This is a genomic window from Streptomyces sp. P5F9 (assembly GCF_057961495.1).
In genome coordinates this window covers 1-25879 of the sequence record NZ_JBXVPZ010000021.1, presented here as the reverse complement: position 1 = coordinate 25879, position 25879 = coordinate 1, and the positions used below count along the sequence as shown (strand labels likewise).

General features: G+C 69.6%; 24 protein-coding genes. 17 read left to right on the top strand and 7 right to left on the bottom strand.

Annotation, left to right across the window (positions count from 1 at the left end; all coding sequences use genetic code 11):
* Positions 1 to 236: 236 nt before the first annotated feature.
* Positions 237 to 1016 (bottom strand): GntR family transcriptional regulator, encoded by a 780-nt coding sequence (locus AC31A1_RS06505; RefSeq protein ID WP_489652285.1) that lies wholly within the window; start codon positions 1014 to 1016, stop codon positions 237 to 239.
* A 165-nt stretch (positions 1017 to 1181) separates the two neighbouring features.
* Between AC31A1_RS06505 and AC31A1_RS06500 the strand changes: the two genes are divergently transcribed.
* From AC31A1_RS06500 to AC31A1_RS06480, 5 genes are all read left to right on the top strand, one after another.
* Positions 1182 to 1529, top strand: a complete 348-nt coding sequence (locus tag AC31A1_RS06500; protein WP_489652284.1) for an SCO3933 family regulatory protein — start codon at positions 1182 to 1184, stop codon at positions 1527 to 1529.
* Positions 1529 to 2830, top strand: coding sequence for an FtsK/SpoIIIE domain-containing protein (locus AC31A1_RS06495; RefSeq protein WP_489652283.1), 1302 nt, complete (start codon positions 1529 to 1531; stop codon positions 2828 to 2830). The genes AC31A1_RS06500 and AC31A1_RS06495 overlap by 1 nt, the downstream gene beginning before the upstream one ends.
* 11 nt (positions 2831 to 2841) lie before the next feature.
* Positions 2842 to 3039 (top strand): hypothetical protein, encoded by a 198-nt coding sequence (locus tag AC31A1_RS06490; RefSeq protein ID WP_266776706.1) that lies wholly within the window; start codon positions 2842 to 2844, stop codon positions 3037 to 3039.
* Positions 3040 to 3338: 299 nt separating this feature from the next.
* Positions 3339 to 4697 carry a replication initiator gene (locus AC31A1_RS06485; protein ID WP_489652303.1) on the top strand — a complete coding sequence of 453 codons (1359 nt, stop codon included), beginning with the start codon at positions 3339 to 3341 and terminating at the stop codon, positions 4695 to 4697.
* A gap of 434 nt (positions 4698 to 5131) precedes the next feature.
* A complete protein-coding gene (locus AC31A1_RS06480; protein ID WP_489652282.1) occupies positions 5132 to 5671 on the top strand; it encodes a Pycsar system effector family protein in 540 nt (179 codons plus the stop codon).
* Positions 5672 to 5726: 55 nt separating this feature from the next.
* Here AC31A1_RS06480 and AC31A1_RS06475 read toward each other — a convergent pair whose 3' ends face one another.
* From AC31A1_RS06475 to AC31A1_RS06465, 3 genes are all read right to left on the bottom strand, one after another.
* The gene (locus AC31A1_RS06475; RefSeq protein ID WP_489652281.1) at positions 5727 to 7340 is read right to left on the bottom strand and encodes a recombinase family protein; all 1614 of its coding nucleotides are present in this window, start codon (positions 7338 to 7340) and stop codon (positions 5727 to 5729) included.
* Positions 7341 to 7487: 147 nt separating this feature from the next.
* Positions 7488 to 8183 (bottom strand): DUF899 domain-containing protein, encoded by a 696-nt coding sequence (locus AC31A1_RS06470; protein WP_489652280.1) that lies wholly within the window; start codon positions 8181 to 8183, stop codon positions 7488 to 7490.
* Between the two features lie 140 nt (positions 8184 to 8323).
* Positions 8324 to 9268: a hypothetical protein gene (locus AC31A1_RS06465; protein WP_489652279.1), complete on the bottom strand. Its 945-nt coding sequence runs from the start codon at positions 9266 to 9268 to the stop codon at positions 8324 to 8326.
* Between the two features lie 307 nt (positions 9269 to 9575).
* Between AC31A1_RS06465 and AC31A1_RS06460 the strand changes: the two genes are divergently transcribed.
* Positions 9576 to 10727: a glycosyltransferase gene (locus tag AC31A1_RS06460; RefSeq protein ID WP_489652278.1), complete on the top strand. Its 1152-nt coding sequence runs from the start codon at positions 9576 to 9578 to the stop codon at positions 10725 to 10727.
* Between the two features lie 32 nt (positions 10728 to 10759).
* Here AC31A1_RS06460 and AC31A1_RS06455 read toward each other — a convergent pair whose 3' ends face one another.
* On the bottom strand, positions 10760 to 11230 hold the full coding sequence (locus AC31A1_RS06455) for an RrF2 family transcriptional regulator (protein ID WP_489652277.1): 471 nt from the start codon (positions 11228 to 11230) through the stop codon (positions 10760 to 10762).
* Positions 11231 to 11386: 156 nt separating this feature from the next.
* On the opposite strand from AC31A1_RS06455, the gene AC31A1_RS06450 reads away from it, so the two are divergent.
* On the top strand, positions 11387 to 12124 hold the full coding sequence (locus tag AC31A1_RS06450; RefSeq protein WP_489652276.1) for an SDR family oxidoreductase: 738 nt from the start codon (positions 11387 to 11389) through the stop codon (positions 12122 to 12124).
* A gap of 5 nt (positions 12125 to 12129) precedes the next feature.
* On the opposite strand, the gene AC31A1_RS06445 is transcribed toward AC31A1_RS06450, so the two are convergent.
* Positions 12130 to 12978 (bottom strand): helix-turn-helix domain-containing protein, encoded by an 849-nt coding sequence (locus AC31A1_RS06445; RefSeq protein WP_489652302.1) that lies wholly within the window; start codon positions 12976 to 12978, stop codon positions 12130 to 12132.
* A 174-nt stretch (positions 12979 to 13152) separates the two neighbouring features.
* Here AC31A1_RS06445 and AC31A1_RS06440 point away from each other — a divergent pair, with 174 nt between their 5' ends.
* The gene (locus AC31A1_RS06440; protein ID WP_489652275.1) at positions 13153 to 13926 is read left to right on the top strand and encodes an SDR family oxidoreductase; all 774 of its coding nucleotides are present in this window, start codon (positions 13153 to 13155) and stop codon (positions 13924 to 13926) included.
* Positions 13927 to 13961: 35 nt separating this feature from the next.
* Here AC31A1_RS06440 and AC31A1_RS06435 read toward each other — a convergent pair whose 3' ends face one another.
* Entirely contained in the window at positions 13962 to 14513 is a 552-nt protein-coding gene (locus AC31A1_RS06435; RefSeq protein WP_489652274.1) for a cysteine hydrolase family protein, read from the bottom strand.
* Between the two features lie 124 nt (positions 14514 to 14637).
* Here AC31A1_RS06435 and AC31A1_RS06430 point away from each other — a divergent pair, with 124 nt between their 5' ends.
* The 9 genes from AC31A1_RS06430 (at position 14638) to obgE (ending at position 24786) form a co-directional block, all read left to right on the top strand.
* Positions 14638 to 15258, top strand: a complete 621-nt coding sequence (locus AC31A1_RS06430; protein ID WP_489652273.1) for a TetR/AcrR family transcriptional regulator — start codon at positions 14638 to 14640, stop codon at positions 15256 to 15258.
* A 19-nt stretch (positions 15259 to 15277) separates the two neighbouring features.
* Positions 15278 to 15631, top strand: coding sequence for a GNAT family N-acetyltransferase (locus AC31A1_RS06425; protein WP_489652272.1), 354 nt, complete (start codon positions 15278 to 15280; stop codon positions 15629 to 15631).
* Positions 15632 to 15634: 3 nt separating this feature from the next.
* On the top strand, positions 15635 to 16168 hold the full coding sequence (locus AC31A1_RS06420) for a GNAT family N-acetyltransferase (RefSeq protein ID WP_489652271.1): 534 nt from the start codon (positions 15635 to 15637) through the stop codon (positions 16166 to 16168).
* Positions 16169 to 16183: 15 nt separating this feature from the next.
* Positions 16184 to 17293 (top strand): hypothetical protein, encoded by a 1110-nt coding sequence (locus AC31A1_RS06415; protein ID WP_489652301.1) that lies wholly within the window; start codon positions 16184 to 16186, stop codon positions 17291 to 17293.
* Between the two features lie 46 nt (positions 17294 to 17339).
* On the top strand, positions 17340 to 18107 hold the full coding sequence (locus tag AC31A1_RS06410; protein ID WP_489652270.1) for a TIGR03936 family radical SAM-associated protein: 768 nt from the start codon (positions 17340 to 17342) through the stop codon (positions 18105 to 18107).
* A gap of 263 nt (positions 18108 to 18370) precedes the next feature.
* Positions 18371 to 22342, top strand: coding sequence for an Rne/Rng family ribonuclease (locus AC31A1_RS06405; protein ID WP_489652269.1), 3972 nt, complete (start codon positions 18371 to 18373; stop codon positions 22340 to 22342).
* Between the two features lie 230 nt (positions 22343 to 22572).
* Positions 22573 to 22893: a 50S ribosomal protein L21 gene (rplU, locus tag AC31A1_RS06400; RefSeq protein ID WP_006374708.1), complete on the top strand. Its 321-nt coding sequence runs from the start codon at positions 22573 to 22575 to the stop codon at positions 22891 to 22893.
* Positions 22894 to 22907: 14 nt separating this feature from the next.
* Positions 22908 to 23162 (top strand): 50S ribosomal protein L27, encoded by a 255-nt coding sequence (gene rpmA / locus AC31A1_RS06395; RefSeq protein WP_019063244.1) that lies wholly within the window; start codon positions 22908 to 22910, stop codon positions 23160 to 23162.
* A gap of 187 nt (positions 23163 to 23349) precedes the next feature.
* On the top strand, positions 23350 to 24786 hold the full coding sequence (gene obgE, locus AC31A1_RS06390; RefSeq protein ID WP_489652268.1) for a GTPase ObgE: 1437 nt from the start codon (positions 23350 to 23352) through the stop codon (positions 24784 to 24786).
* The last annotated feature ends 1093 nt before the right edge of the window (positions 24787 to 25879 follow it).

The following is a 25879-nucleotide window of genomic DNA, read 5'->3' as shown; positions in this document are numbered from 1 at the left end:
CCCCATGGGAGCTGCCTAAAGTCTCGGCAGTCGGCGACCCCAAGCCCCCAACACCCCTGCCTACGGCGGCCGTTCGACGCGTCGACTCCTCCGGCGTGCTGCGGTGCGGGGCGCTTGCCGACCGGACGGGACCGGCGGCCACGCCGCATGCCCGGCCGGGGCGGCCGGGCGCCCCGGCGCGCCGCAGGCGCGCCCTTGAGGAAGTGAAGGCTGTTTCGACCGATCGCTGTTGCAGCTCAGGGGCGGGTGCGTCGGGTGGGCTGTTTGTCGGCGGTGATCCGGTAGGCGAGTTCGGCACGGTCCGCACCGACGCGCAGCTCTTCGAGGATCAGGGGGCGGTCATCGGTGCCGTGCGCGGTGCGGGCCACGTGCAGGACCGGGGTCGCGTCGGGGAGTTGGAGGGTGGTGCGCTCGTCGGGCAGCGGCATGTGGGCTCGTACCGTCTCGGTCCACTTCAGCTTGTGGCCGGCCTGGGTGAGGACCCAGTAGATCGCTGCCGGGGGCTTGCACGGCTCCTTGCCGAGCAGCGGGACGGCCTCGGCGACCTCGAAGGGGATCAGCGTGCGGTGCATGGCGCGCGTCCCGGTGGCTGGGTCGATCAGAAGGCGGTCACAGCCGAACAGGGCTTCCTCCTCGTCGAGTTGGAGGAGACGGCCGGTGGCCTTGGTGGTGTGGGTGCGGTAAGTGCTGGGCTCCTCGGTCTCCTGCCAGATGTCGCCATTGGGCATCACGAACTTGCCCTCGGTGGTGCGGCTGATGCGGCGCTCGACAGTAAGGACGGGGTGTCCGCTGGAGCGCACAAAGCTGCCCTTGCCGTGCCGGACGTCGATCAGGCCTTCAGCGCGCAGAGCTGAGATCGCGTTACGGACGGTCGGCCGCGAAACGCCATAGCGGGCCATCAGCTGGGCTTCGGACGGCAAGAGGGAGTCCGGGGCGAACTCGCCGGACAGGATCGCTTCCCGCATCACGGCGGCGACCTGCTGGTAGAGGGCTCCGGGGCGCTGGATCTCCGACATGGCGGCATCTCCGGGTCGAGGTCGTAGTCACGTCGCACGTGCGACATCACTCGTCAGCATAAGTACTTGTGCTCGTGTCGTACAGAGCCTCATAGTCGTAACTCGTAAGGACAAGTGACGTCAGCATTAGAGCTGACATTCCAACTGGCCAGGGAGGCCACAGAAATGCAGTCCATTCCCGTGGACATGGCACGGCTCGGCGTACTGCGGTGCGCAGGCGTGCCCGAAGTGAAGTTCAGCAACTCCGAGACACAGGAGGTGAAGAAGGACCGGGACGGCAACCCGGTCTACTCCGTCGCGGTCACCGTACGGCCGGACGGGCGGCGGATCTCCGTCATCGAGATCGCCGTGAGCGGAGAGCCCAAGGGCCTCGAAGCGGGCCAGGTCGTCAAGGTCACCGGACTGACCGCGTTCATGTGGTCGATGGGCGACCGGCACGGCGTCAGCTTCCGCGCGGATGCAATCACGCCCCTGCACTCAACTGGTGCGCAGGGCAAGGGCGGTGACGCGTGATGGGGCCGATTCTGCTTGCCTTCGCGCTCGCCGTGCTGGCCTGGGTGCTGGTCGTCGGCGACCTGGTACGACGGCATCGTCCAGTCTGGCACTGGTACCTGATCGGCTACCCGGTGACCGTGTGCCGAGTCCTGGCGACCTGGCGCAAGGTGGCCATGCTCAACGACCTTGCAGTCTCGCGTCGTCCGCCGCACGGTCTGCTCGGGGACCTGGTGGTCAAGGGCGATCCGCTGCGGCCGATAGCACCCCGGATCTCCTTCCCCCGTGCCACCCGCATGGGCCTGACCCTGACGGTACGGCTGCACGCGGGCCAGACGCCCATGACGTACATGAAGGCGGCCGAAGCACTCGTCCACGCATGGCGGGTGCACGCGGTGCGGGTCACCTCGCCGGAACGCGGCCTGGTGCTGCTGACGGCGACGGCCGCCGATCCGCTTCAGCGGCCCGGCTTAGCCACCGCTCCGGCCGAACTCCTCTCGGCGCTCATCGGCGTGATGGAGTCCGGCGGGGCCTGGGTGATGAACCTGCGATTGGTGCCGCACTGGCTGATCGCAGGGGCCACCCGCTCAGGAAAGTCCACCCTGCTGGTGCGGCTGATAACCCAGCTCGCGACTCAGCCGGTCGCCCTGGTCGGCATCGACTGCAAGGGCGGCATGGAACTCGGTCTGTTCACCCGGCGGTTGAGCGCGCTGGCCACGTGCCGACGCGAAGCGGTCGCGGTTCTCTCCGCCTTGGTGGCCGAGATGCAGGAGCGTATGAGCGTGTGCCGGTCGGCCGGCGTGCGCTCCATCTGGGAGCTGCCGGACAAGCTCAGGCCGGTGCCGGTCGTCGTGATCGTCGACGAGATCGCGGAACTGTACCTGTCCGACGGTACGCGTGAGAGCAAGGCGGAAGCGGAGCAGTGCTCCACGCTGCTGCTCCGTATCGGGCAGCTCGGGGCGGCGCTCGGTCTGCACCTGGTCGTGGCCGGACAGCGCGTCGGCTCTGACCTCGGCGCCGGGGTGACCGCGCTGCGGGCCCAGCTCGGCGGCCGGATCTGCCACCGCGTCAACGACCCCGGCACCGCTGAGATGACCTTGGGCGACCTGAACAAGGACGCCGTGGCCGTCGCTCAGACGATCACTGCGGAGGAACGGGGCGTGGCCGTCTGCACGGGCCCCGGCGGCGGATGGAGCCGAGCCCGTTCCCACCTCACCCCGACGGAAGAGGCCGTGTCGACGGCACGGAAGTACTCCGGCATGACCCCCGAACTGCCCGCCCTCGGCCGCGCCCTTGCGGCGCTGGAAGGAGACGACAAGTGACCAGCGGAGATGTGATCAGCGAGGGTACGGCGTTCACGTTCGCGGTGATCTTCGGGATCATCACCGTCCTCCTCGTCCGCTCCCGCGACGTGCGGGCCTGGGAAGCGGTCTGTGTCGGCCTGTTCGGCGTCTACCTCGGCCAGACGCCGGTGGTCTTCACCATCCACAGCCTCGTGATCTGGATGATCAGCGGCTTCTCCCATACCTGAGCAGAAGGGACCCACCACCATGCCCATGTCTCGCGTGAGGTGCCCGTTCTGCAAGGGCGACGGAGCCCGCAGGACCTGGACCGGACGGCTGCGGCGCTGCCGTGTCTGCCGCGGTACCGGAACCATCCGCTGACCAACCCACACCACCTCCAACCAGGCAAGGGAGCGATTCCCATGACCGACCACGCGCCACCACCCACCCGCCGTGCCGCTACGGCGGCCCACCCCGGAAGGTCACCACCATCACCCCGGAGTACACCCCGGCTGACAGGCGCGCCGCCCTCGACCGCGCGGCGCGCCTGCGTCAGCTCACCGAAGCAGACCGCGACGCAATCCACATCGCCCAAGACCCTCAATTCCCGCGCTGGTTGGAGCAGATCACCGCAACCGGCGGCTGCGCCCACCCCGTCCACCTCTCCGGCTCGACCACCACCCTCGACGGCACGACCGGCGAAATCCTGCACCACTACGACACCCGCACCGAGCCCGGCGAACGCCTGATGGTCCGCTGCCGCAACAGACGCGCCACCGTCTGCCCGGCCTGCTCCCGCCTCCACGCTGGAGACACCTACCACCTCGTCCGCGCCGGTCTCCTCGGCGGCAAGAACATCCCCGCCACGATCCGCAACCGGCCCCGGCTCTTCGTCACCCTGACTGCCCCGTCCTTCGGACCGGTCCACCGCGCTGGGGAGATCTGCCGACCGCGCCGCGAAGGTGGAACCTGCGAACACGGGCGCTCCCTGAGCTGCGGCATTGTCCACACCCCGGACGCATCGGTTGTCGGTCAACCGCTGTGCGCTGATTGCTACGACTACCCCGGCCACGTGCTGTGGCACGCGCACGCCTCCAAGCTGTGGGACCGGTTCGTCATCGACGTAAGGCGGCGCCTGGCCTCCTCGGTCGGCATCGTTCAGTCCCGCTTCGCGGCGCACGCCCGGCTGTCCTTCGCCCGAGTTGCCGAGTACCAGAAACGGGCGGCCGTCCACGTCCATGCCGTCGTCCGCCTCGACGGTCCCAACGGGCCCGACGACGAACCCCCGGTATGGGGCACTGCGGACCTGCTCACGGATGTCGTACGCGCCTCGGCCCGACGGGTCCAGGTCCACACCCTCTACAGCCCGGCCGTGGGGGAACTGGCCCTGCGCTGGGGAGCCCAGGTCGACGCCCGGCCTCTGCATGCCAACGGTGATGGGCCCGACGATGACGCGGTCGCCGCGTACGTGGCCAAGTACGTCACCAAGGGAGCCAGAGAGACAGGCGCCGGCACCGACCACAGGGTCACCACCTGGTCCGACATCGACACGGCACCCGTCAGCGCGCACGTCCGCACCCTCATGCGCACCTGCTGGCGCCTCGGCAGCCTGGCCGAGTACAAGCCGCTGAACCTGCGCACCTGGACCCACACCCTCGGCTACCGAGGCCACATCCTCACCAAATCCCGTGCCTACTCGACGACGTACGCGGCCCTGCGCGCCGAACGCGCCCACCACATGGGCCATGCCGACATGCCCGACGCGATCACCGAACGGAACTGGCGCTACGTCGACTCCGGCCACACACCCGGCGCTGCCCTCATTGCAGCTGGAATCGCCGAAGATCTCGAACACTCCCGGCGGTTCTGCGCAGAGGCGGCTGAAGCGGGGAGGCGGAGCCAATAGCTGCCGCGTTCGAGCATGGTGCCCGAATTCCGGGTGCGACGCCAGAACATCGCTCTTCGTCTACCGAGACGAAAGGCATGATCGAGAGCGAGATCGTGATTGTTGACGACGACGGAAATGAAGAACCGTTCGATCCTTTGAAATGGTTCGACGGCGATCGGGATGGCTACGTCTGATTGCGCACGGAGTTCGGTGATTTTGCGTATCAAATTCCCATCCCGCTTTGTTGGGTTGCAAGGCGTTTCGGGCGGGCAGGGTTATCCCGTCTTGAATACCGGAGTTCTAAGTCATGGTTGCGTACGGGCTAGCCAAATGACTCAACCAAGCGGCTGCGTGGAGGTCTTCGCATGAGTCCTGATGGTGGCGGACCAGGGCCTGTTGGATCTTTGCCCTCTTCGAGTGGGGTGGAAATCGATGCGGAGTATGTTCGACGCGTGTACGAGCGCGCAATGGATTGGTATAAGGTTGCTGAATCGAAGGCGCAGTTGATTCTTACTGTAAACGGCGTATTGGTGACCGTGACTTTCAGTACCGGCGCCGGTCATATTTCGAACGGTCGAGATTTGGCTAAAGTAGCGGGTATTGAAACGTGGTGCTTCTTCGCTGTCGTCGTAGCAGCGCTCCTCGGGGCGGTAGCGTGTGCAGCCGCGTGCATGTGGTCGCGGCACGGTACGAACTACAAGGGGACGTTTGATCTCCTCGACGTGAATCCGGAGGATCCCGCTTCTTATCGGCCAGAGGTGTTGTGGTACTTCGGGGACTTGGCTCATCTGCAAATGGGGCCAGCTGCCTTGTTGATTAGTCAAGCGGATCGCAAGTTCGAGATAACGTCCCTCTCTTACAACGTGGTCCACCTAGCGCGAATTGTGCTCCGTAAGCATAAGTTCATAAATGCCGGATGGGCGTTGACTGCTTTAGGTATTGCTAGCCTAATTCTTGGCGGAGCTAGCATCTTTGTGCGTGCTCAAATCTAGTGGGATCCTCTGATTAATTCGATGGCTCCTGTATGTCGTTGACGGCCCCTCCTTTTCAGAGGGCGTCCGCGAAGTCGTCCTCTCGAATCACAAGCCGCTCGCGCACGTCCTTCGGGATCAGTAGGCGGAGATGAACCTTCGGGGCCCTTACCTTCGGCACCTTCGTGCGGGTGACCTCGCAACGGATGCCGACCCGGTACAAGTCAGCGCCCATGGCCTCCATACCGCCTTCCTGCCAGTGCTCACGGAAAGTCTTTCCGTCGTGGACGTTGACCCACCGGTCTTTCGCCGTCTCGGGGTCGATGGTTTCCAACTCTCCGATGAGCCTGTCGAGTGTCGCCTCTGCCTGTTCCTTCGCGAATCGGGTCTTCGTGTAGCGACCTCCGGGTTCAAGCTGCTTCATGTACAGCGCGATGGCCTCTTGAAGGCGCTTGATCTCCCGCCGTACCTCCGCACCCTCGGTGTACTGACGTACCTGTACGGGAAAGTCTCCGAGAACCTTGAGCACGTCCTCTACGAGGCGCTCGTAGACCTGGTTGGGGTTGGGTGCGCCCAGTCCGCCGCTCTTGCAGTTGCGGCACCGTAGGTAGTGGTAGGTCCCGTGCCCGTTGTTGGTGATCTGCACGGTCAAGTTCGTCTTGCAGTCGGCGCACAAGAGGACGCCAAGGAACTGAGTCGCTCCGCCAACACGGCGCGGAGGTTGGTTCTTGCTGCGCTTGTCGAGAGCTGCGCCGAGGGTCTCGAACTCCTCCTCCGTGAAGATCGGGGGAGCCACCTTGATTGGCCTGCCGTCCTTGCCGAGGACCGGCTTCGAGCGCCGTTGCCCTCCTTGCTTGTCCTCTTCTACTCGGTAGCCGAGTAGCGCAGGGTTGCGGAGCCGGCGGTGGAGCGTTGCCACTGTGAGGCCCTCGGTCATGAGGCCGGACCGCTTCAGGCAGCGCACCATGAACCGGGCGGAGCGGCCTCGAAGCGCCATGCGTCGAGCCCAGTGCAACGCCCTGTGTGCCTCGGTGTCGATGACGAGACCGAACTTCCCTGAGTCGTCCTCGCCCGTGACGTATCCGTACGTCGGCTTGCCGATGATCCAGTCTTCTTGGGTCTTCGCGTAGTCCCACAGACTCGTGACTCGGGTAGAGGTGTTGGCGGCCTCGATCTCGGCGATGCCGCCGATGATCGTGACCATGATCTTGCCGGCCGTCGTCGTGAGGTCGAGGCTGTCGTTCTTCGAGACGAGGTTCTTCCCGCGCTTCAGGCTCCACTCGATCATCGTGGAGAGGTCGGAGAGGCGGCGTACGAAGCGGTCGAGTTTCCAGAACAGAAGCTCATCGAACTCGGGGGAGCGGTTGTTCAGCCAGTCCCCGAGTGCCTTCCGCTTCCATGGTGGAACCTTCGTCGCTGACACGTTGAGATCCGAGGCGACGCCGACGACACGAGAGCCGCGCTCCCTTGCCAGGATGCGAAGGTCAAGCTCCTGCCGCACCGGTGACGTTGTTTCGTCCGTCAGTACAGAGAGGCGGATGGATAAGAGGGCCCGAGGGGCGTCCTCGGGTAGCAAGGCTTCTGCTTGCCTCAGCTCCTCCAGGAGCGCGCGGTCTGCGTCAGTCCACTCAGCCTCAACTGAGTACTGCCGCTGGTCAGTTGCTGTGTGCTTCCGTGTGCGTGTTCCCATGCGTACAACGGTAGGGACAGATATAAGCGTGTGTCCATATGCCCGCAGATGGACACGTCCATCCAGATCGGCCCCACGGGCAAGAAGTTGCTCCCGCTGACGGTGAAGCAGCCTGCGGGGAGCGGGCACACCCACTGAGGGTGTCGGTCAGCTGACGGGGTCCGAGGGGCCGTAGAGCGCGGCGATGTCCTTGGACCCCGCCCACCTGCTGTAGGTGGGCGACTGGGGCCAGCCCTCGGGGGAGTTCTGCCATTCCTCCTGGCGGCCGTACGGCAGGACGTCGATCAGGGCGAAGCTGTGGCTGAGCTGCTCGGTGCCCCGGCCGTTGGTGTGCCAGGTGCGGTAGACGGTGTCGCCGTCGCGCAGGAACACGTTGACCGCGAATCCGCCGTCGGGCGGTGCGCCGACATCGGCGCCGAACGAGCTGTTCGCGGTCGAGTACCACGGCATCCGGTTGCCGACCCGCTCCTTGTAGGCGAGCGCCTCGTCGATCGGGCCCTGGGTGACGATGACGAACCGGGCGTCGTAGTTGTCCAGGAACTCCAGGCGCGTGTACTGCGAGGTGAACCCGGTGCACCCCGGGCACTGCCATTCCTTCCCGGCGAACCACATGTGGTTGTACACGATCAACTGCCGCTTGCCGTCGAAGACTTCCGCCAGGCGGACGGGGCCGTTCTCGCCGTCCAGCGTGTAGTCGGGCATCTTCACCATCGGCAGGCGGCGCCGCTCGGCGGCGATGGCGTCCAGCTCCCGGGTCGCGGCCTTTTCGCGGGCGCGGAGGGAGGCGAGCTGGTTCTCCCAGGTCGTGGTGTCAACGACGGGCGGCAGTGCGTCGGCGGTCATGGTCCCTCGCTGAGCTCGTGGGCGTGGCTGTGCCTTGTACGGGGGTAGACCTCGCCGGGCTCCGGAACTCATCGGTCGGCGTGCCGCGGGGTGCCCGGAGGTCGGTCGGTGGACCTCCGGGCACCCTGATGAGGGGTCGGTCACGCCCCGCTGTTGATGACCCCCGGCGACGGCTGGAGTGTCACCTTGGTCCAGGGGATGGCGACCCCCATGGCGTCGTTGCAGTTCAGGGTGGCGTCGGGATTGCTGTTGTTGACGGCCACGCAGGTGGTCTCCCAGACCTGGCCCGTGGTCGTCATCACGTCGAACTTGATGGGGTTCCCGGCGTTGGCGCTGTGCCCGTTGACGGCGACTCCGCACACGAAGCCGACGTTGCGTCCTTGGGCGTCCAGGCCGCCCGCCGGGTAGTTGGCGTGGGTGCTGAGGTCGGTCCACAGGAAGGGGTGGGTGGTGGTGCCCGTGAAGTCGTGGATGCCCGCGTAGGTGCGTCCGCCGGTCAGGGCGACCCGCAGCTCGAAGTTGTTCGAGTCCTGCTGGGCGTCGATGTCGGCGCACGGCCCGGTGGCTCCGGTGGCTCCGGTGGCGCCCGTGGGCCCGGTGGGTCCGGTCTGGCCGTTGGTGCCCGCCGTGCCTGTTGCGCCGGTCGGCCCGGTGGCGCCGGTGGCTCCGGTCGGACCCGTCGGTCCGGTCGCACCCGTCACGCCCTGCCCACCCTGGGAGCCCGTCGCGCCGGTGGGGCCTGTGGGTCCTGTCGGTCCCGTCGGGCCGGTCGCGCCGGTGGCTCCCTTGTCGCCCTTCGGGCCCTTCGGACCGGTCGGGCCGGTCGGACCCGTCGGTCCCTTGCAGTCGCCGTTGCCGCCGGCCTCGGTCGCCTGGGACTTGTGGTGGTGGTTCGGCTTGCAGTGATCGCCGCCGCGACCGGTGGCCGCCTCCGCTCGGTCGGTCACGCTCCGCGCCGCCGCGGCGGCCGGACTGGCCACGCCGGCCGCCAGGACCAGGGCGAGCGAGGCCAGCGTGCCCGCCTTCCGGAATCTGTCCCGGGCGAGGGGACCGAGTGGCGAGGACGTCGGGAACTCAGGGTTCATCTGTGTGCTCCTTGGGGGACCGGTCCGGGTGATGTCCCGAATCCGAGTGCGAACGCGAGCTTGGCCTGAGGTAGCCCGGGTGACCGGTGTAGCGGTACGGAACGCGCCCGTATGTCGTCATATCGGACTAACTGGTGCGCTCTGATGGGGCGTTTTTTACCCGCGTTCACCCGTACGGCCTCGGCCGCCGCTGTTCGGGGGCTCTCGGCGCGGGCTTCCGCGTGGGTGGGCGGTCGAGAGGCGGACGCGTGCCACTGTGGCGCGCGTGATTCCGACGGGACGTCAGCGGGCCGGGACGGGTGAGGCCGTGAAGGAGCAGACCCTCTGTCTGTGCATGATCGTCAAGAACGAGTCGCTCGTGATCGAGCGCTGTCTGGAGGCCGTCCGCCCACTCGTCGACTACTGGGTGATCTCCGACACCGGCTCGACGGACGGCACGCAGGACCTGATCCGCAAGGTGCTGGACGGCGTTCCCGGCGAACTCCACGAGGACCCCTGGGTCGACTTCGGGCACAACCGGACCCGGAACATCCAGCACGCCCGCGGCAAGGCCGACTACCTGCTCACTCTCGACGCCGACCACGTCATGCGGCAGGACGCCCCGCTGCCCCGGCTGACGGCCGGCTCATACATGCTGCGCTACGACACCCCGGGCACCCAGCACCGGTTCAAGCACCTGATGCGGGGCGACTGGCCGTGGCGCTACGAGGGTGTGACGCACGAGTACCCGTGCACCGACGAGTCCGACACCCAGGAGAACCTGGACGCGCTCGTCATCGAGGACCAGGCCGACGGCGGTTGCCGCAGCGACAAGTTCGAGCGCGACGCACGGCTGTTGAGGCGCGAGATCGAGCGCGACCCGGACAACCCCCGCACGGTCTTCTACCTGGCCAACACCGAACGCGACCTCGGGCACGCCGAGTCGGCGATCGCTCTCTACGAGCGGCGCGCGGGGATGGGCGGTTGGGGCGAGGAGGTCTACTGCTCCCTCCTGGAAGCCGGAATCCTGAGGGCGGAGAAGGCCGACGACTGGCCGGGGGCGATGGACGCGTTCTCCCGGGCCTGGGACGGGCGTCCCGAACGGCTGGAGGCCTGCTACGAGTTGGCGTCCCGCCTGCGGGTCGCGGGCCGCTACCGCACCGCGTACGCCCTTCTCCGCGACGCCGTCGGCAGGCCGGAACCGGGTGACCTGCTCTTCACCAAGCCCTGGGTGTACCGATGGGGGCTCCTCTTCGAGTTCTCGATCAGCGCCTACTGGGTGGGCGAGTTCGCGGCCTCGGTCGAAGCGTGCGACCGGTTGCTGGCCTTGCCGGACCTGCCCGCCGCCGTCCGCCGTCAGACCATGACCAACCGGGAGTTCTCCGCCCCGCGTGCCGCCGCGGTCCCCCGGCCGTCGAACCTCGCACGCAGGCCGAAGGCCTCCCGGGCGGGCAAGGCGGCCAGGGGCAGGAAGAAGTAGAGGCGGGTACGCCGACGCGTTCGGCGCGGGGGTCAGTCCGAAGCCAGCCACACACCGACCCCCGCCAACGTCCCCTCCCCGGAGTCCGATTCCACGTCGCGTGCCAGGTCGGCGATCGTGACGGAGCGGAGGGCTTCCCGGCGGGCCGACTCGGCCGCGGCCATCGTGCGGGCGATCGCGCACGGCGTCGTACAGGCCTCGGGCGGGGTGGCCATCGGGCCGCGTCGGCGGATCTCCGTGCAGACGAAGGCCGGGTCGGGGCCGTCGATCGCCTCGACGACGTCGAGCACCGTGATCGACGCGGGGGAGCGGGTCAGGACGTAGCCGCCCGACTTTCCCTGGACCGATCGGACCAGGCCGGAGCGGGAGAGGGCCTGGAGCTGTTTGGCGAGGTAGGTCGGGGACACGTCGTGGAACTGGGCCAGGCGTGCGGCCGGGACCGGAGCCTGGGTCGAGGTCAGGACGACGCAGCAGTGCAGGGCCCACTCGACTCCGCCGGACATCTTCACTCGCTCATTTTACTCAGACGCCGATTGACTCGGACATCTGTTGTCCGGGTATTATCTCGGATAGAAAGTGTCCGAGTTTGGTCTCGGGGTGCCGTCGCGATCGGTCGGCGGTACATGTCGGACATCAGTCATCTACGGAAGGCATAGGCCATGAAGATCGCAGTCATCGGCGGTACCGGGCTGATCGGGTCGCAGGTCGTGAAGAACCTGAACGCGGCCGGGCATCAGGCCGTGCCGCACTCGCAGTCCACCGGTGTGGACATCATCAGTGGCGAGGGGCTGGAGGCGGCCGTCGCGGGCGCCGACGCCGTCGTCAACCTGACGAACTCACCGACCTTCGACGACGCCTCGATCGGCTTCTTCCAAGTGTCCATGGACAACCTGCTCGCCGCGAGCGAGAAGGGCGGGGTCGGGCACTTCGTCATCCTGTCCATCGTCGGCGTGGACCAGGTCCCCGGGCTGGACTACTACCGGGCGAAGGTCCTCCAGGAGGATCTCCTCAAGGGCGGGGCGGTCCCGTACTCCATCGTCCGCGCCACGCAGTTCATGGAGTTCATGGACGCGACCCTCGCCATGACCACCGACGGCGACACCGTCCGGCTGCCGCGTACGCCGATCCAGCCGATCGCCGCCGCGGAGGTCGCCGCCGTCGTCGCCGAGGTCGCCGCGGGCGCCCCGCTGAACGGCGTCCTCGACATCGCGGGCCCGGACGTCTACCCCCTCGACGAACTCGGCCGGCTCACCCTGACCGCCAAGGGCAGCGCGGGTTCCGTGGTCACCGACGACGCGGCGGGCATGTTCGCCGCCGCCCCCGGTGACGTCCTCACCGCTCCGGACGGCGCCCGCATCACCGCCACCCACTACACGGACTGGCTCGCCGGGCACTGACTCGCCTACGGCACCGGTGCCTTCGGGGTTCCGGCCGCGTGCAGGGACCCCAGCCGGGCCAGCGCCGCCGCGTCCTCGGTGTCCGGCTCCGCCGTGCCGACCAGCAGGCACTGGCCGGGGGCGCTCTGCACATCGAACGTCTGGTACGTGAGCGTGATGCGGCCCACGTCCGGGTGGTTGAAGGTCTTGGACTGGCGGCCGGGGCGGCTGACGCTGTGGTCCTGCCACAACATCGCGAACTCCTCGCTCCCGCCGAGGAGTTCGGCGATCAGTGAGCCGAGTTCACGGTCGTCCCGGTCGTGTCCCGTGGCCAGTCGCAGCGCCTCGGCGGAGCAGCGGGCGACGTGCTCCCAGTCGGCGAACAGGTCCCGGGCCGCGGGGTCCAGGAACAGCGAGCGGACCATCCTGCGGCGGTCGCCCAGGGGTGCCAGAAGCGCGTCGGCCAGCGCGTTCGACGCGAGCACCTCCAGGCGCCGGTTGATGACGTACGCCGCCGCCGTCGGGAACGCCTGCATGAGGTGGAGCAGCGCCGGGTCCACCTCGTCGGACGGTTCGGCGGGGACGGGCCTCGGGACCAGGCCGGCCAGGCGGTACGCGTGCCAGCGGGCGTCCGTGTCGAGGCGCAGGGCGCGGGCGATGGCGTCGACCACCTGGCCGGAGGGGCTGCGCTCCCGGCCCTGCTCCAGCCGGGCGTAGTAGTCGGCGCTGACCCCGGCCAGCACGGCGACCTCCTCGCGCCGCAGCCCGGCCACCCGGCGCGCCCCGGAACTGGGAAAACCCACCTCCGCCGGCGTCAGCCGGGACCGCCGCGCCCGCAGGAACTCACCGAGCGCGTAGCCGTCCGTACCGTCCATGCCGTCCATTCCAAAAGCCTACGGCGCCGCTGCCTCCTGCTCCCCGCTTCCTAGGAGTGGCACACCCAGGAAGCCTTGTCCTGCCTCATCGGGGCGATCCAGCCGATGCTCGGAAGGCACGGAAGCGCGCGATGGATCACCGCCGCGCGTTCGGGTTCGTTCGAAGGGCTCCCCATGACCGCCTCCACCTCGTCCACCGCCACCGTCCAGTCCACCTCCACCTCCCCTACCGGCAAGGTCGTCCTGATCACCGGCGCGAGCAGTGGTATCGGCGAGGCCGCGGCCCGGCTGCTGGCCGCGGCGGGGCACCGGGTGTTCCTCGGGGCCCGGCGCGCCGACCGTCTCGCCGCCGTCGTCAAGGAGATCCGGGCGGACGGCGGTACGGCCGACCACCGCGAGCTGGACGTGACCGGCCTGGAGAGCGTGCGGGACTTCGTCCGGGCCGCGCGGGAGTCGTACGGGCGGGTCGACGTGCTCGTCAACAACGCGGGCGTGATGCCCGTCGCGCTGCTGGAGGCCCTGAAGGTCGACGAGTGGAACCGCATGATCGACGTGAACATCCGCGGTGTGCTGCACGGCATCGCCGCGGTGCTGCCCGTCATGCGCGAACAGGGCGCCGGGCACATCGTGAACGTCGCCTCCGTCGCCGGGCACCGCGTCGATCCCACCGCGGCCGTCTACTGCGCCACCAAGTTCGCCGTCCGCGCCATCTCCGAAGGGCTACGGCAGGAGAGCCGCGACCTGCGCGTCACCGTGGTCAGCCCCGGCTTCACCCGTACCGAACTGACCGACAGCATCGGCGACTTGGGCATGCGCGCGGTCGCCGAGGACATGATGGGCATCGCGATCCCCGCGACGGCGATCGGCGAGGCGATCGTCTACGCCGTCAGCCAGCCCGCGGAGGTCGACGTCAACGAGATCGTCGTCAGGCCCACGGCGCAGGGCTGAAGTCCCGGCGGGAAGACGGGTGTTGGCGGAGGAGGTCAGCGCACGGCGGCCACCCAGTCCGCCACCGTCGTCACCTCCGCCTGCATCGGGAACACCTTCTCCGTGAGGACGCGGTGGACCTCCGGGTCGTTGTCGAGGCAGGCGTCGGACAGGACGGTGAGGGTGAAGTCCAGGTCGGCGGCCTGGCGGAGGGTGGACAGGACGACGCCGCTGGTGGCGATGCCCGTCAGGACCAGGTGGTCGATGTCGTTCGCCCGCAGGACCATGTCGAGGTCGCTGCCCGCGAACGCGCTGACGCGGCGCTTGGTGACGAGGATGTCGCCGGGTTCGGGGGCCACGTCCGGGTGAATCTCGTTGGCCTGGGTCGCGGCGGCCGACGCGGGGGCGCCCGCGAGCCTGCCGAACAGCTTGTTGCGGGGGCTGATCTCCGGGGCGCCGGGGCGGAATCCGACGGTCACGTAGATCACGCGGACGCCGTTCGCACGGGCCGCCTCGATCGCCTTGCGCAGGCTCGGCAGGTAGGCCGGCCCGGGGTAGCGGTCCACGATCACGCGCTGGACGTCCATGACGAGGAGAGCTTCGGACATGGCTGTCCCTCCGCGAGCTGAGTGCTCGGTCGCTAAGTCATCAGGTGATTACTTGCCTAACGTAACCATGCCCTGTAGTCATGTCAACGAGTGATTACTTGAGCTGGTGGAGGGAGGTTGCCTGGTGGCGGGTGACGTGGATGAGGCCGATGGACCCCGGCGACGGGACGCGGCGGCGACCCGGCAGGCGCTCCTTGAGGCCGCGAGCAGCCGGTTCACCCGGCTCGGGTACGACCGCACTACGTTGCGGGACGTCGCCGCCGACGTCGGGGTCAACTTGGCGCTCATCAAGCGGTACTTCGACTCGAAGGAGGGGCTGTTCAAGGCGGCCCTTGCTTCAACTCCCCGCTTCCTGGGCCGCGATGAGGAGTTTCCGCACGACCGGGCCGGCCTCGCCGAGGCGCTCAGTCGCCAACTGTCCGCCGGTGCCTGGCCGGAGTTCGGCGAGCACCCCGTCCTGATGCTGCTGCGCGGCTCCGGCGACGAACGCGTGGACGCCCTGCGCCGCAAGGCCCTCGACGAGTTCAGCCGCCAGATCCTCGAAGCGTCCGGCGAGGGCCCGGCGGGGGAGGACGACGAACGGCTGCTGCGCGCGGAACTCCTCGTCGCGCTCGGCGTCGGCGACGCCGACGTACGGTCCGCCGTAGGCCTGCGCCCGCTGCGGGACGCGACCGCCGGCCAACTGGCCGCGCCCCTGCGGGAGATCGTCGACGCACTCCTGGCGCCCCCTGCCGACGACCGTTGAACTGCCGCACAACGCACGGGTGGACGACATCACGATCCGCCCCGCCGAACCCGCCGAGCTGGACGTCGTCGCGGGACTCCGGTGGCGCTGGATTCTTGAGAACGGAGACCAACCCGTCACGACCCGCGAGGAGTTCGTCCGACACTTCGTCAACTGGGCTGCGGAGAACGGGAGTTCACACCGGTGCATGGTCGTCGTACGGGACGGCGCGCTCATCGGGATGGCCTGGCCGGCCCGCGCTCGGGACCTCGGGCTCGAACGCGTCACCGTCCACTCCTCACCCCGGGCGATCCCCGCCTGCGCCCGCCGCGGCTTCGCCTCCTCGCCCCGGCTCCCGCACGCCCCCGTCGGCCGCACCGACCCCTACCCTTGACCGATGCCTGAACTGATCCTGCCCGACGCCCGGTTCCGGGTCTCCTTCCTGGAGGCCGTGGACGAGCACATCGTCGAGGACGACTTCTTCGGCGGCACCCTCGCGCGCGAACTGCGGGAACACGGCAGCACCTGGCGGCAGCCGGCCGGGTTCGAGCGGTACGTCGAGGCGGTGCGCGAGGAGGAGTCGGAGGACGGGCGCCGGCCCGAAGGTTTCGTGCCGAACACCTGGTACTGGTACGTCGACGGCGACACCTACCTCGGCCGCATCCAGATACGGCACCGCCTCACCCAGTGGCTCCTCGACTACGGCGGCCACATCGGCTACGGCGTCCGGCCGGGCGCCCGGCGCCGCGGGCACGCGACCGCGATGCTCCGCGATGTCCTGCCGTACGCTCAGGCGCTCGGCCTGGATCCGGTCCTCGTGACCTGTGATGCCACCAACATCGCGTCCCGCAAGGTGATCGAGGCCGGTGGCGGGAAGTTCGAGGACGAGCGGGACGGGAAATTGCGGTACTGGATCCGGACAGGGAGCTGAGGCGTCTTGCCCGGTATGGACGCCCCCAGGAAATTCGAGAAGCCGCCCGTACGGCCGTCGCCGCAGCCGCCCGAGGGGTGTCTCGCCGTCGCGATCCGCGTCCCCGTGCGGATCGTCGTGCTCGTGCTGGTCGTGCCGGTGCGGCTGGTGTGGGACGGGCTGGTGGTCGGCGGGCGGTTCCTCTACCGGACCGTGCTGCGGCCGCTGGCACGCGCGGTGTTCGTGTGGCCGTGGGTGGCGCTGTGGCGGTACGTCGTCGTACCGCTCGCCAAGGCGCTCGGCCGGCTCGTCAACCTTCTTGTCCTTGTGCCGCTCGTCTGGCTGTACCGGTATGTGCTCACCCCGGTCGGGCACGGCCTCGCCTGGGCCGCCCGGCAGATCGGGAGCGGGCTGGCGTGGGCCTACGCGCGCGTGCTCACTCCCGTCGGGCACGCGTGCGCGTGGGTGCTGAACGGGCTGGCCGCCGGTGTGGCGTGGGTCGTCGGCGGGGTGGCCGCCGGCGTGGCCCGGCTCGGGCGGTATCTGCTCGTCGTGCCCGCCGGGTGGCTGTATGCCCGGGTCCTCACGCCGATCGGGCACGCGGTCGCCTGGTGCGGGCGGGGACTGGTGTGGCTCGTGCGGGCTGTCGGTACCGGGGTCGGGTTCGTCCTGTACTGGGCGGCCCGGATTCTGCTCGTGCTGCCCGCGATCGGCCTCTGGCGCTGGGTGCTGACACCCGTCGGGCGCGTGCTCGCCGTCGTCGGGCGGGAGGTGTGGGACGCCCTCGGGCACGCCTGGCGGATCGCCGGGCACATCTCGCTCGCCGTGGGGCGGGTGCTCGGGACCCTCTTCCGGTGGATCTTCGTCGAGCCCGTGAGCTGGGTGTACCGGGCTGTTCTCACCCCGGTCGGACACGTCGTACGGGACCTGGTGCTGCGGCCCGCCGCCGAGGCCGCGCGCGCTGTGGGACGGGTCACCCGGCAGGTGCTGGCCGCCGCGCGCGAGTCCGCCCGGCAGGCTCGCGCCGACTTCCGGCGGATGGTTTTCGGCGAGCCTCGGCAGCCCGAGCCGGTGGAGCGACGGGAACCGATGGGCGACGAGACACGTACTCTTGGTAGAAGTACGGCCGTTCTCACGAAGGACTAGGACACTGGGCAAGCGACAGCCCGAAGGCCCGCCGCCCGCACCCGCGGTGCAGCGCATCCGACTGCGCTACACCAAGCGCGGCCGCCTCCGGTTCACCAGCCACCGTGACTTCCAGCGCGCCTTCGAGCGTGCGCTGCGCCGAGCCGAGGTGCCGATGGCGTACTCGGCGGGGTTCACGCCGCATCCGAAGGTGTCGTACGCCAATGCCGCACCCACCGGCACGGGCAGTGAGGCGGAATACCTGGAGATCGCGCTGACCGCCGAGCGCGACCCCGACAAGCTGCGCGAGCTGCTCGACGAGTCCATGCCCGTCGGGCTCGACATCGTCGACGCGGTCGAGGCCCGGACCTCCGGGCTCGCCGACCGGCTCACGGCTTCCGTGTGGGAGCTGCGGCTCGACGGGGTGGCGCCCGAGGATGCCGAGCGCGCGGTGGCCGCGTTCAACGCGGCCGAGAGCGTCGAGGTCCAGCGCATGGCCAAGAACGGCATGCGGACGTTCGACGCCCGCTCCGCCGTAGCGCATCTTGAGACGGTCGGTCCACAGGCTGATAGGCCTACCGACCAGGCCTGTGCGATACTGCGGCTGGTTGTTCGGCACGTGACGCCTGCCGTTCGACCCGACGACGTCCTGTCCGGTCTTCGCGCCGTGGCCGACCTGGCGCCGCCGGTCGCCGCAGCGGTGACCAGGCTGGCGCAGGGGCTGTTCGATGAAGAGACCGGCACGGTGACCGACCCGCTCGCGCCCGACCGCGAGGCAGCAGTGACCAGAAATTCCACGGTCGCCGAAGCTGCCGCCGCGAAGGCGCCGGCGTAGGGAAGGTTCCGCGTAGGGACCGATGTCGTAGCGCCGCCCTCGGACTCGGGAGCCACCTGGGTCGGGCAGCGCACCGACCACAAGACTTTCGCCAGGCCGTCCGCATCTGGGCGTACGGAACCGGCGAGACAGGACACAGAGAGCTCCCGTGCGGCGCCCGCGCCCCGGACGGCGGCACCGCGCAACGCGCGAGCCGCGGACGTCACCGGCATCCCTGCCGGACCAGGCGCGGCGCCCGGGAGCCTGACGGGAGAAACGCCCGCATGCTCGAACCGACCGAACCCGCAGAGGGTTCCGAACTGAACACCCCGAGCGACACGCTGCCGCCGCGCCGTAGGCGCCGCGCCGCGTCTCGCCCAGCGGGACCGCCGACCGCCGCCGAGGGCGCGGTCGAGAACAGCGCTCCGGCCATACCGGCCGAGGAGAGCGACGAGAAGCAGGACGAGAGCGTCCAGGTCACCGCGCCCGTTGAGGCCGATGTGACCGAGGTGACTGCCGAGGCTCCTGCTGCCCCAGAGGAAGCCGCGCCTGCCGGGCGTCCGCGTCGGCGTGCCACCCGGCGGGTGTCCGCGCCCGCCGGTGCGCCCGAGGCGAATGAGGCCCCCGAGACGGCCGAGATCGTGGTGCCGGCCGTGGCCGCCGCCGCGCCCGCCGCCGTCGAGGAGACCGCGCCGCCCGTCGAGTCCGACGAGGACGCCGCGCCGCGGCGCGGCCGTCGTCGGGCCACGCGCCGGGTGACCGCGCCCGAGAGCGTGGCGCCCGCGGCCGTGGAAGAGCCTGAGGTGGCTGTTGTCGCCGAGGCGCCCGCCGCCGAAGAGCCCGTCGTAGAGGAAGAGGCTGCCGCGCCCGCTGGGCGTACGCGTCGGCGTGCTACCCGGCGGGTGTCCGCGCCTGCCGGTGTGCCCGAGACCGCTGAGGTCGTCGAGAGTGCCGAAGCCACCGCAGTGACCGAAGAAGTGACCGAAGGTTCCGCGGCTGCCGCGTCCGATGAGGATGCCGCGCCGCGCCGGAGCCGTCGTCGCGCCACGCGCCGTGTGTCCGCGCCTGCCGGGACGCCCGTGGGCGAGGAGGCCCCTGTGAACGACGAGACCGCCGCGGACGCCGCGGAGACGAACACCCCTGCCGAGGCTCCCGCCGAGGACTCCGGGCCGCGACGTCGGCGCCGGGCCGTGCGGACCGCCGCCGGCGGGTTCTCCGCGCCCGCGCCCAAGAACGGGAACAGTGCCGAGGAGGAGGACGGACCGCGTCGTCCGAGGCGGCCCGCAGTGGCCGTGTTCCAGGCGCCCGTCTTCACCGAGCCGATGTTCCAGACCCCGGAGCGGGCCGCCGCTGCCGCAGCCGCCGAGGCCGTGGAGGACGACGAGGAAGAGGTCGTCGTAGCGGAGCCCGCCGCCGTAGAGGTTGTCGAGGAAGAGACCGGCGGGCGTCGTCGGCGTCGTCGTCGCGGTGCCGCCTTCGAGGCCGAGCCCGAGGCGCCCGCCGCCGTCGAGGCCGACGTGGTGGAGGAGGAGCCCGAAGAGGCCGACGAGGCCGAGGACTCCGCCGACGGTGACGAGGCCGAGGAGACCGGTTCGCGCCGCCGCCGTCGCCGTGGTGGTCGGCGTCGTCGCCGTGGCGAGTCCGCCACCGAGGACGAGGGCGAGGACGGCGAGGAGTACGCCGCCGAGCAGGCCGCGCAGGACTCCGAGGACACCGCCGAGCAGGTCGAGGAGGACGCCGAGGAGGCGGACGAGGACCAGGGCGGTTCCGGGTCGAGCAGCAGCCGTCGCCGGCGCCGTCGGCGTCGTCGCGCCGGTGACTCGGGCGGCGAGAGCGAGTCGCCCTCGTCGTCGGACGACCCCGAGCGCACCGTCGTCAAGGTCCGCGAGCCGCGTGCCAAGAAGGACGACCACCCCAGCGACGAGGTGCAGTCCATCAAGGGCTCCACGCGTCTTGAGGCCAAGAAGCAGCGCCGCCGTGAAGGCCGCGAGCAGGGGCGCCGGCGCGTCCCGATCATCACCGAGGCGGAGTTCCTGGCCCGCCGCGAGGCCGTCGAGCGTGTGATGGTCGTCCGGCAGAGCGGTGAGCGCACGCAGATCGGCGTCCTGGAGGACGGGGTGCTCGTCGAGCACTACGTCAACAAGGAGCAGTCGACCTCGTACGTCGGCAACGTCTACCTGGGCAAGGTCCAGAACGTGCTGCCCTCCATGGAGGCCGCCTTCATCGACATCGGCAAGGGGCGCAACGCCGTCCTGTACGCCGGTGAGGTCAACTTCGAGGCGCTCGGCATGGCCAACGGGCCGCGCCGCATCGAGTCCGCCCTGAAGTCCGGCCAGTCGGTCCTCGTGCAGGTCACCAAGGACCCGATCGGGCACAAGGGCGCGCGTCTGACCAGCCAGGTCTCCCTGCCGGGGCGCTACCTCGTGTACGTCCCCGAGGGCTCCATGACCGGCATCAGCCGCAAGCTTCCCGACACCGAGCGGGCCCGGCTGAAGACCATCCTCAAGAAGATCGTCCCCGAGGACGCGGGCGTCATCGTGCGCACCGCCGCCGAGGGCGCGAGCGAGGACGAGCTGCGCCGTGACGTCGAGCGGCTCCAGGCGCAGTGGGAGGACATCCAGAAGAAGGCGAAGAGCGGCGGCGGCTCGAACGCGCCGTCCCTGCTGTACGGCGAGCCGGACATGACCGTCCGCGTCGTGCGCGACATCTTCAACGAGGACTTCACCAAGGTCATCGTCAGCGGCGACGAGGCGTGGGACACCATCCACGGCTACGTCGCGCACGTCGCCCCCGACCTCGCCGACCGGCTCTCCCGCTGGACCTCCGAGGTCGACGTCTTCGCGACGTACCGCATCGACGAGCAGCTGATGAAGGCGCTGGACCGCAAGGTCTGGCTGCCCAGCGGCGGCTCGCTGGTCATCGACAAGACCGAAGCGATGATCGTGATCGACGTCAACACCGGCAAGTTCACCGGTCAGGGCGGCAACCTCGAAGAGACCGTGACCAGGAACAACCTGGAGGCGGCCGAGGAGATCGTGCGCCAGCTGCGGCTGCGCGACCTGGGCGGCATCGTCGTCATCGACTTCATCGACATGGTCCTGGAGTCCAACCGGGACCTGGTCCTGCGGCGCCTGCTCGAATGCCTGGGCCGTGACCGTACGAAGCACCAGGTCGCCGAGGTCACCTCGCTGGGCCTGGTCCAGATGACCCGCAAGCGCGTCGGACAGGGCCTGTTGGAGTCCTTCTCCGAGACCTGCGTCCACTGCAACGGCCGCGGTGTCATCGTGCACATGGAGCAGCCGACCTCGGTCGGTGGCGGCGGCAAGCGCAAGCGGCGCGGGCGCGGTGGTGACGGCAGCGGGCAGGACGTCCACGACACGCACGAGCACGACCACGAGCACGATGTGGCCGACGACGAGGTCGAGACCGAGGCGGAGGTGGCCGCCGAGGTCGCCATGCCGGTCCCGTTCGCCGAGACCGAGTTCAGGCCCGACGAGGATCTGTACAGCAGTGCCGCCGAGGCGGAGGCCGCGGCCACCCGTGGTGGGCGTTCGCGGCGCCGGACGAGCCGGCGGGCGTCGGCTCCGGCCGGTGCGCCGCGAGGCGAGTCGCGACAGGCGCGCGAGGTGCGTGAGGAGGCCGAGCCGGCCGCCGTCGCGCAGGCCGAGCCCGTCGCCGTGGAGGACCCGGTCGTCGAGGCTCCGGTGGTTGAGGAGACCCCGGCGCCGGTCGTCGACGATGCCGCGCCCAAGGGGCGTACGCGCCGTCGGGCGACCCGTAAGGCGACCGCGCCCGCCGGTTCGCCGGCCGGGTCCGAGGAGGCCGCCGTGACGGTCACCGAGGCCGCCGCGCCGGTCGTCGCCGAGACGCCCGCCCCCGTCGAGCAGCCCGAGGCGCCCGCCGAGAGCGCGGCTCCGGCTCGCCCCCGGCGTCGTGCCGTGCGCAAGGCGACCGCGCCCACCGCGTCGGAGGAGGCGGCCGTCGTGGTCGTACCGTCGACCGTGGTGGAAGAGGCACCGGCCGCCGAGGTCGAGGCCGAGGCTCCGGCCAAGAAGACGGCCGCGCGCAAGGCCGCCAAGAAGGCCCCGGCGAAGAAGGCGGCAGCCAAGAAGACGGCGGCCACCAAGACCGCGGCCAAGAAGACGGCCGCGAAGAAGACGACGGCCAAGAAGGCCGCCAAGACCACGTCGAAGAAGACCGCGGCGGCGGAGCGGACGACCCCGTCCTCCGTCACCGCCTCCACCGACGAGGGCTGAACCCCGGACGGGTGCGGCTGGTCCATGTGACCAGTCGCACTCCCCACCGGGCCCGGTTTGACCCGTTCGGCTGCGGCCCCGTAACCTTGACTGTCGGCGTGTCCACTGGTGACACGCCACATCCCCGTAAACCTCTTCCTCCCGGGCGTGTTCCGCCGGGAGAGGCCGTCTGCTCCGCAGGGCGGCTGGACTGCGGGGGTGCCGTCCCTGAGCTAGAGAGTGAGATCCGCGTGTACGCCATCGTGCGCAGCGGTGGTCGCCAGCACAAGGTTGCTGTCGGCGACATCGTTGAGGTTGACAAGATTTCCACTGCCAAGGTTGGCGACACGGTCGAGCTCTCGACCCTGCTCGTTGTCGACGGCGACGCTGTGACCAGCGACCCGTGGGTGCTGGCCGGCATCAAGGTCCAGGCCGAGATCGTGGACCACCACAAGGGCGTCAAGATCGACATCCTTCGCTACAAGAACAAGACCGGCTACCGCCGTCGTCAGGGCCACCGCCAGCAGTACACGGCGATCAAGGTCACTGAGATCCCCGCGGCTGCGAAGTAAGGGACTGAGGAGAGATGGCACACAAGAAGGGCGCATCGTCCACCCGGAACGGTCGCGACTCCAATGCCCAGCGGCTCGGCGTGAAGCGCTTCGGCGGTCAGGTCGTCAACGCTGGTGAGATCCTGGTCCGCCAGCGCGGCACCCACTTCCACCCCGGTTCGGGCGTCGGCCGTGGCGGCGACGACACGCTGTTCGCGCTGAACGCCGGTGCGGTGGAGTTCGGTACGCACCGTGGCCGCAAGGTCGTGAACATCGTTCCGGTCGCCTGAAGCATCAGGTAACTGATTCGGGCAACTGATTCAGGCAGCTGATCGGAAGCTTTCGCGAGGCGGACCTCACTTCCCGTACGGGAAGCGGGTCCGCCTTTCGCGTGTTTCTACTGGTTGGGCAACACCTGGCTGACAGCACCTGGCTGTAGCCACAAGACTTTCCTGTACGTAACTGGAGGCACATCCCATGACCACCTTCGTGGACCGCGTCGAGCTGCATGTCGCCGCGGGTAACGGAGGCCACGGCTGTGCCTCCGTCCACCGTGAGAAGTTCAAGCCGCTCGGCGGCCCGGACGGCGGCAACGGCGGAAGGGGTGGGGATGTCATCCTCATCGTCGACCAGTCCGTGACCACGCTGCTCGACTACCACCACTCCCCGCACCGCAAGGCCACCAACGGCAAGCCCGGCGAGGGCGGCAACCGCTCCGGCAAGGACGGCACGGACCTGGTCCTGCCGGTGCCGGACGGCACGGTCGTGATGGACGGCGCGGGCAACGTGCTCGCCGACCTGGTCGGCCACGGCACGTCGTACATCGCCGCGCAGGGCGGCCGGGGCGGCCTCGGCAACGCGGCGCTGGCCTCGGCCCGCCGCAAGGCGCCGGGCTTCGCACTCCTCGGCGTCCCCGGCGACCTCCAGGACATCGTCCTGGAGCTGAAGACGGTCGCCGACGTGGCCCTGGTCGGCTACCCGAGCGCCGGCAAGTCCTCGCTGATCTCCGTGCTGAGCGCGGCGAAGCCGAAGATCGCCGACTACCCCTTCACGACCCTCGTCCCGAACCTCGGCGTGGTGACGGCCGGCGAGACGGTCTACACGATCGCCGACGTGCCCGGCCTCATCCCCGGCGCCAGCCAGGGCAAGGGCCTGGGCCTGGAGTTCCTGCGCCACGTCGAACGCTGCAGCGTTCTCGTCCACGTCCTGGACACGGCGACGCTGGAGTCCGAACGCGACCCGGTCTCCGACCTCGACATGATCGAGGAGGAGCTGAAGCAGTACGGCGGCCTCGACCGGCGTCCGCGCATGGTCGTCCTGAACAAGATCGACGTACCGGACGGCAAGGACCTGGCCGAGATGGTGCGGCCCGACCTGGAGGCGCGCGGCTACCGCGTCTTCGAGGTGTCGGCGGTCGCGCACACGGGACTGCGTGAACTCTCCTTCGCGCTCGCGGAGTTGATCGCCGCGTCGCGTGCGGCGAAGCCGCAGGAGGAGGCGACCCGGATCGTCATCCGCCCGAAGGCGGTCGACGACAGCGGCTTCACCGTCGTACAGGAGGAGGACGGTCTCTTCCGCGTGCGCGGCGAGAAGCCCGAACGCTGGGTCCGCCAGACCGACTTCAGCAACGACGAGGCCGTCGGCTACCTCGCCGACCGCCTCAACCGCCTCGGCGTGGAGCAGTCCCTGATGAAGGCCGGCGCCCGCTCCGGCGACGGCGTCGCGATCGGCCCCGAGGACAACGCGGTCGTCTTCGACTGGGAGCCGACGGTGATGGCCGGCGCGGAGATGCTGGGCCGCCGCGGCGAGGACCACCGCTTCGAGGCCCCGCGCCCGGCGGCCCAGCGCCGCCGCGACAACCAGGCCGAACGGGACGAGGCGACCCAGGAGTTCAACGACTTCAAGCCGTTCTGAGGGGGGCGCTGCGCGGCTTCCGGGTGACTGGAGCTGTGCGGTGACTGTCTGGCGGGCGGGATGATCGCGCGGTTCGGCGGGGTGAGTGTCCGTCGGGCGGGGTGATCGCGCGGTTTGTCGGGGTGACTGTTCGCCGGGCGGGATGATTGCGAGGCCGGCGAGGCGACTGTCTGTCGAGTGCGGTGATCGGTCGTCCGGCCGGATGGTCACGTGTTGGCCGTGGTGACCGGCCGTCCGGTGCGGTGGCCGGTCGTCGGCCGTGGTGGTTGCCTGTTCGGTGAGGTGTCCGTCCGTCCGGTGTGGCGACTGCCTGTCCGGCGCGACCGCCTTCGGCTTTGGCGAGGTGACTGTCGGTTGGGTGCGGTGGCCTGTTGGCCGGCGGGTGGGCGCTTGTCCGGTGCGGTCGCTGTTCGCTCGCCTGGCCGCTGCCTGTTTCTGGTGCGGTGGCTGTCCGGCGCGGTGAGTTGACCGTTCGCCAGTCGTGCCGGCTGTCCGGCTCGGTGTGACGGCTGCTCACCCGGCACGCCGGCTGCTTGCTCCGCGCGGTGGTTGTCCATCCGGTGTGAGTGAACTGCCTGTCCGGCTCGGTGGGATTGCCGTCCGGCGGATGCGATGAGCTGTCGACACGCGGGGCGAACTACGCGTCCGGTGCCGGTGGTTGTTCGTTCGGTGTGGTGGTCGCTTGCCCGGCGTGGTGGCCGCTCGTCCGGTGTGGTGTCTGCCTGGCTGGTGTGCTGGTCGTCTGGCTTGGCGAGGTGACTGTCGGTCGGGTGCGGTGACTTGTCGTCCGGCGGGATGAACTGCACGTCGGGTGTCGGTGGTTGTTCGTTCAGCGTGGTGGCGGGTCGTCCGGTGTGGCGAGCCTGCCCGTCAGGCGCGGTGCCTTGTCGTCCGGCGGGGCGAACTACGCATCCGGTGTCGGTGGTTGTCCGTTCAGCGCGGCGGTTGCTCGCCCGGCATGACGGCTGCCTGTCAGGCGCGCTGCCCGTCCGCCCCGGCGAGTTGACCGCCCGTCAGGCGCGCTGGCCGTCCGGCTCGGCATGGCGACCGCTCGCCCCGCGCATCGCCCCCGGTGTCGCTCCCCGTGCCGCCC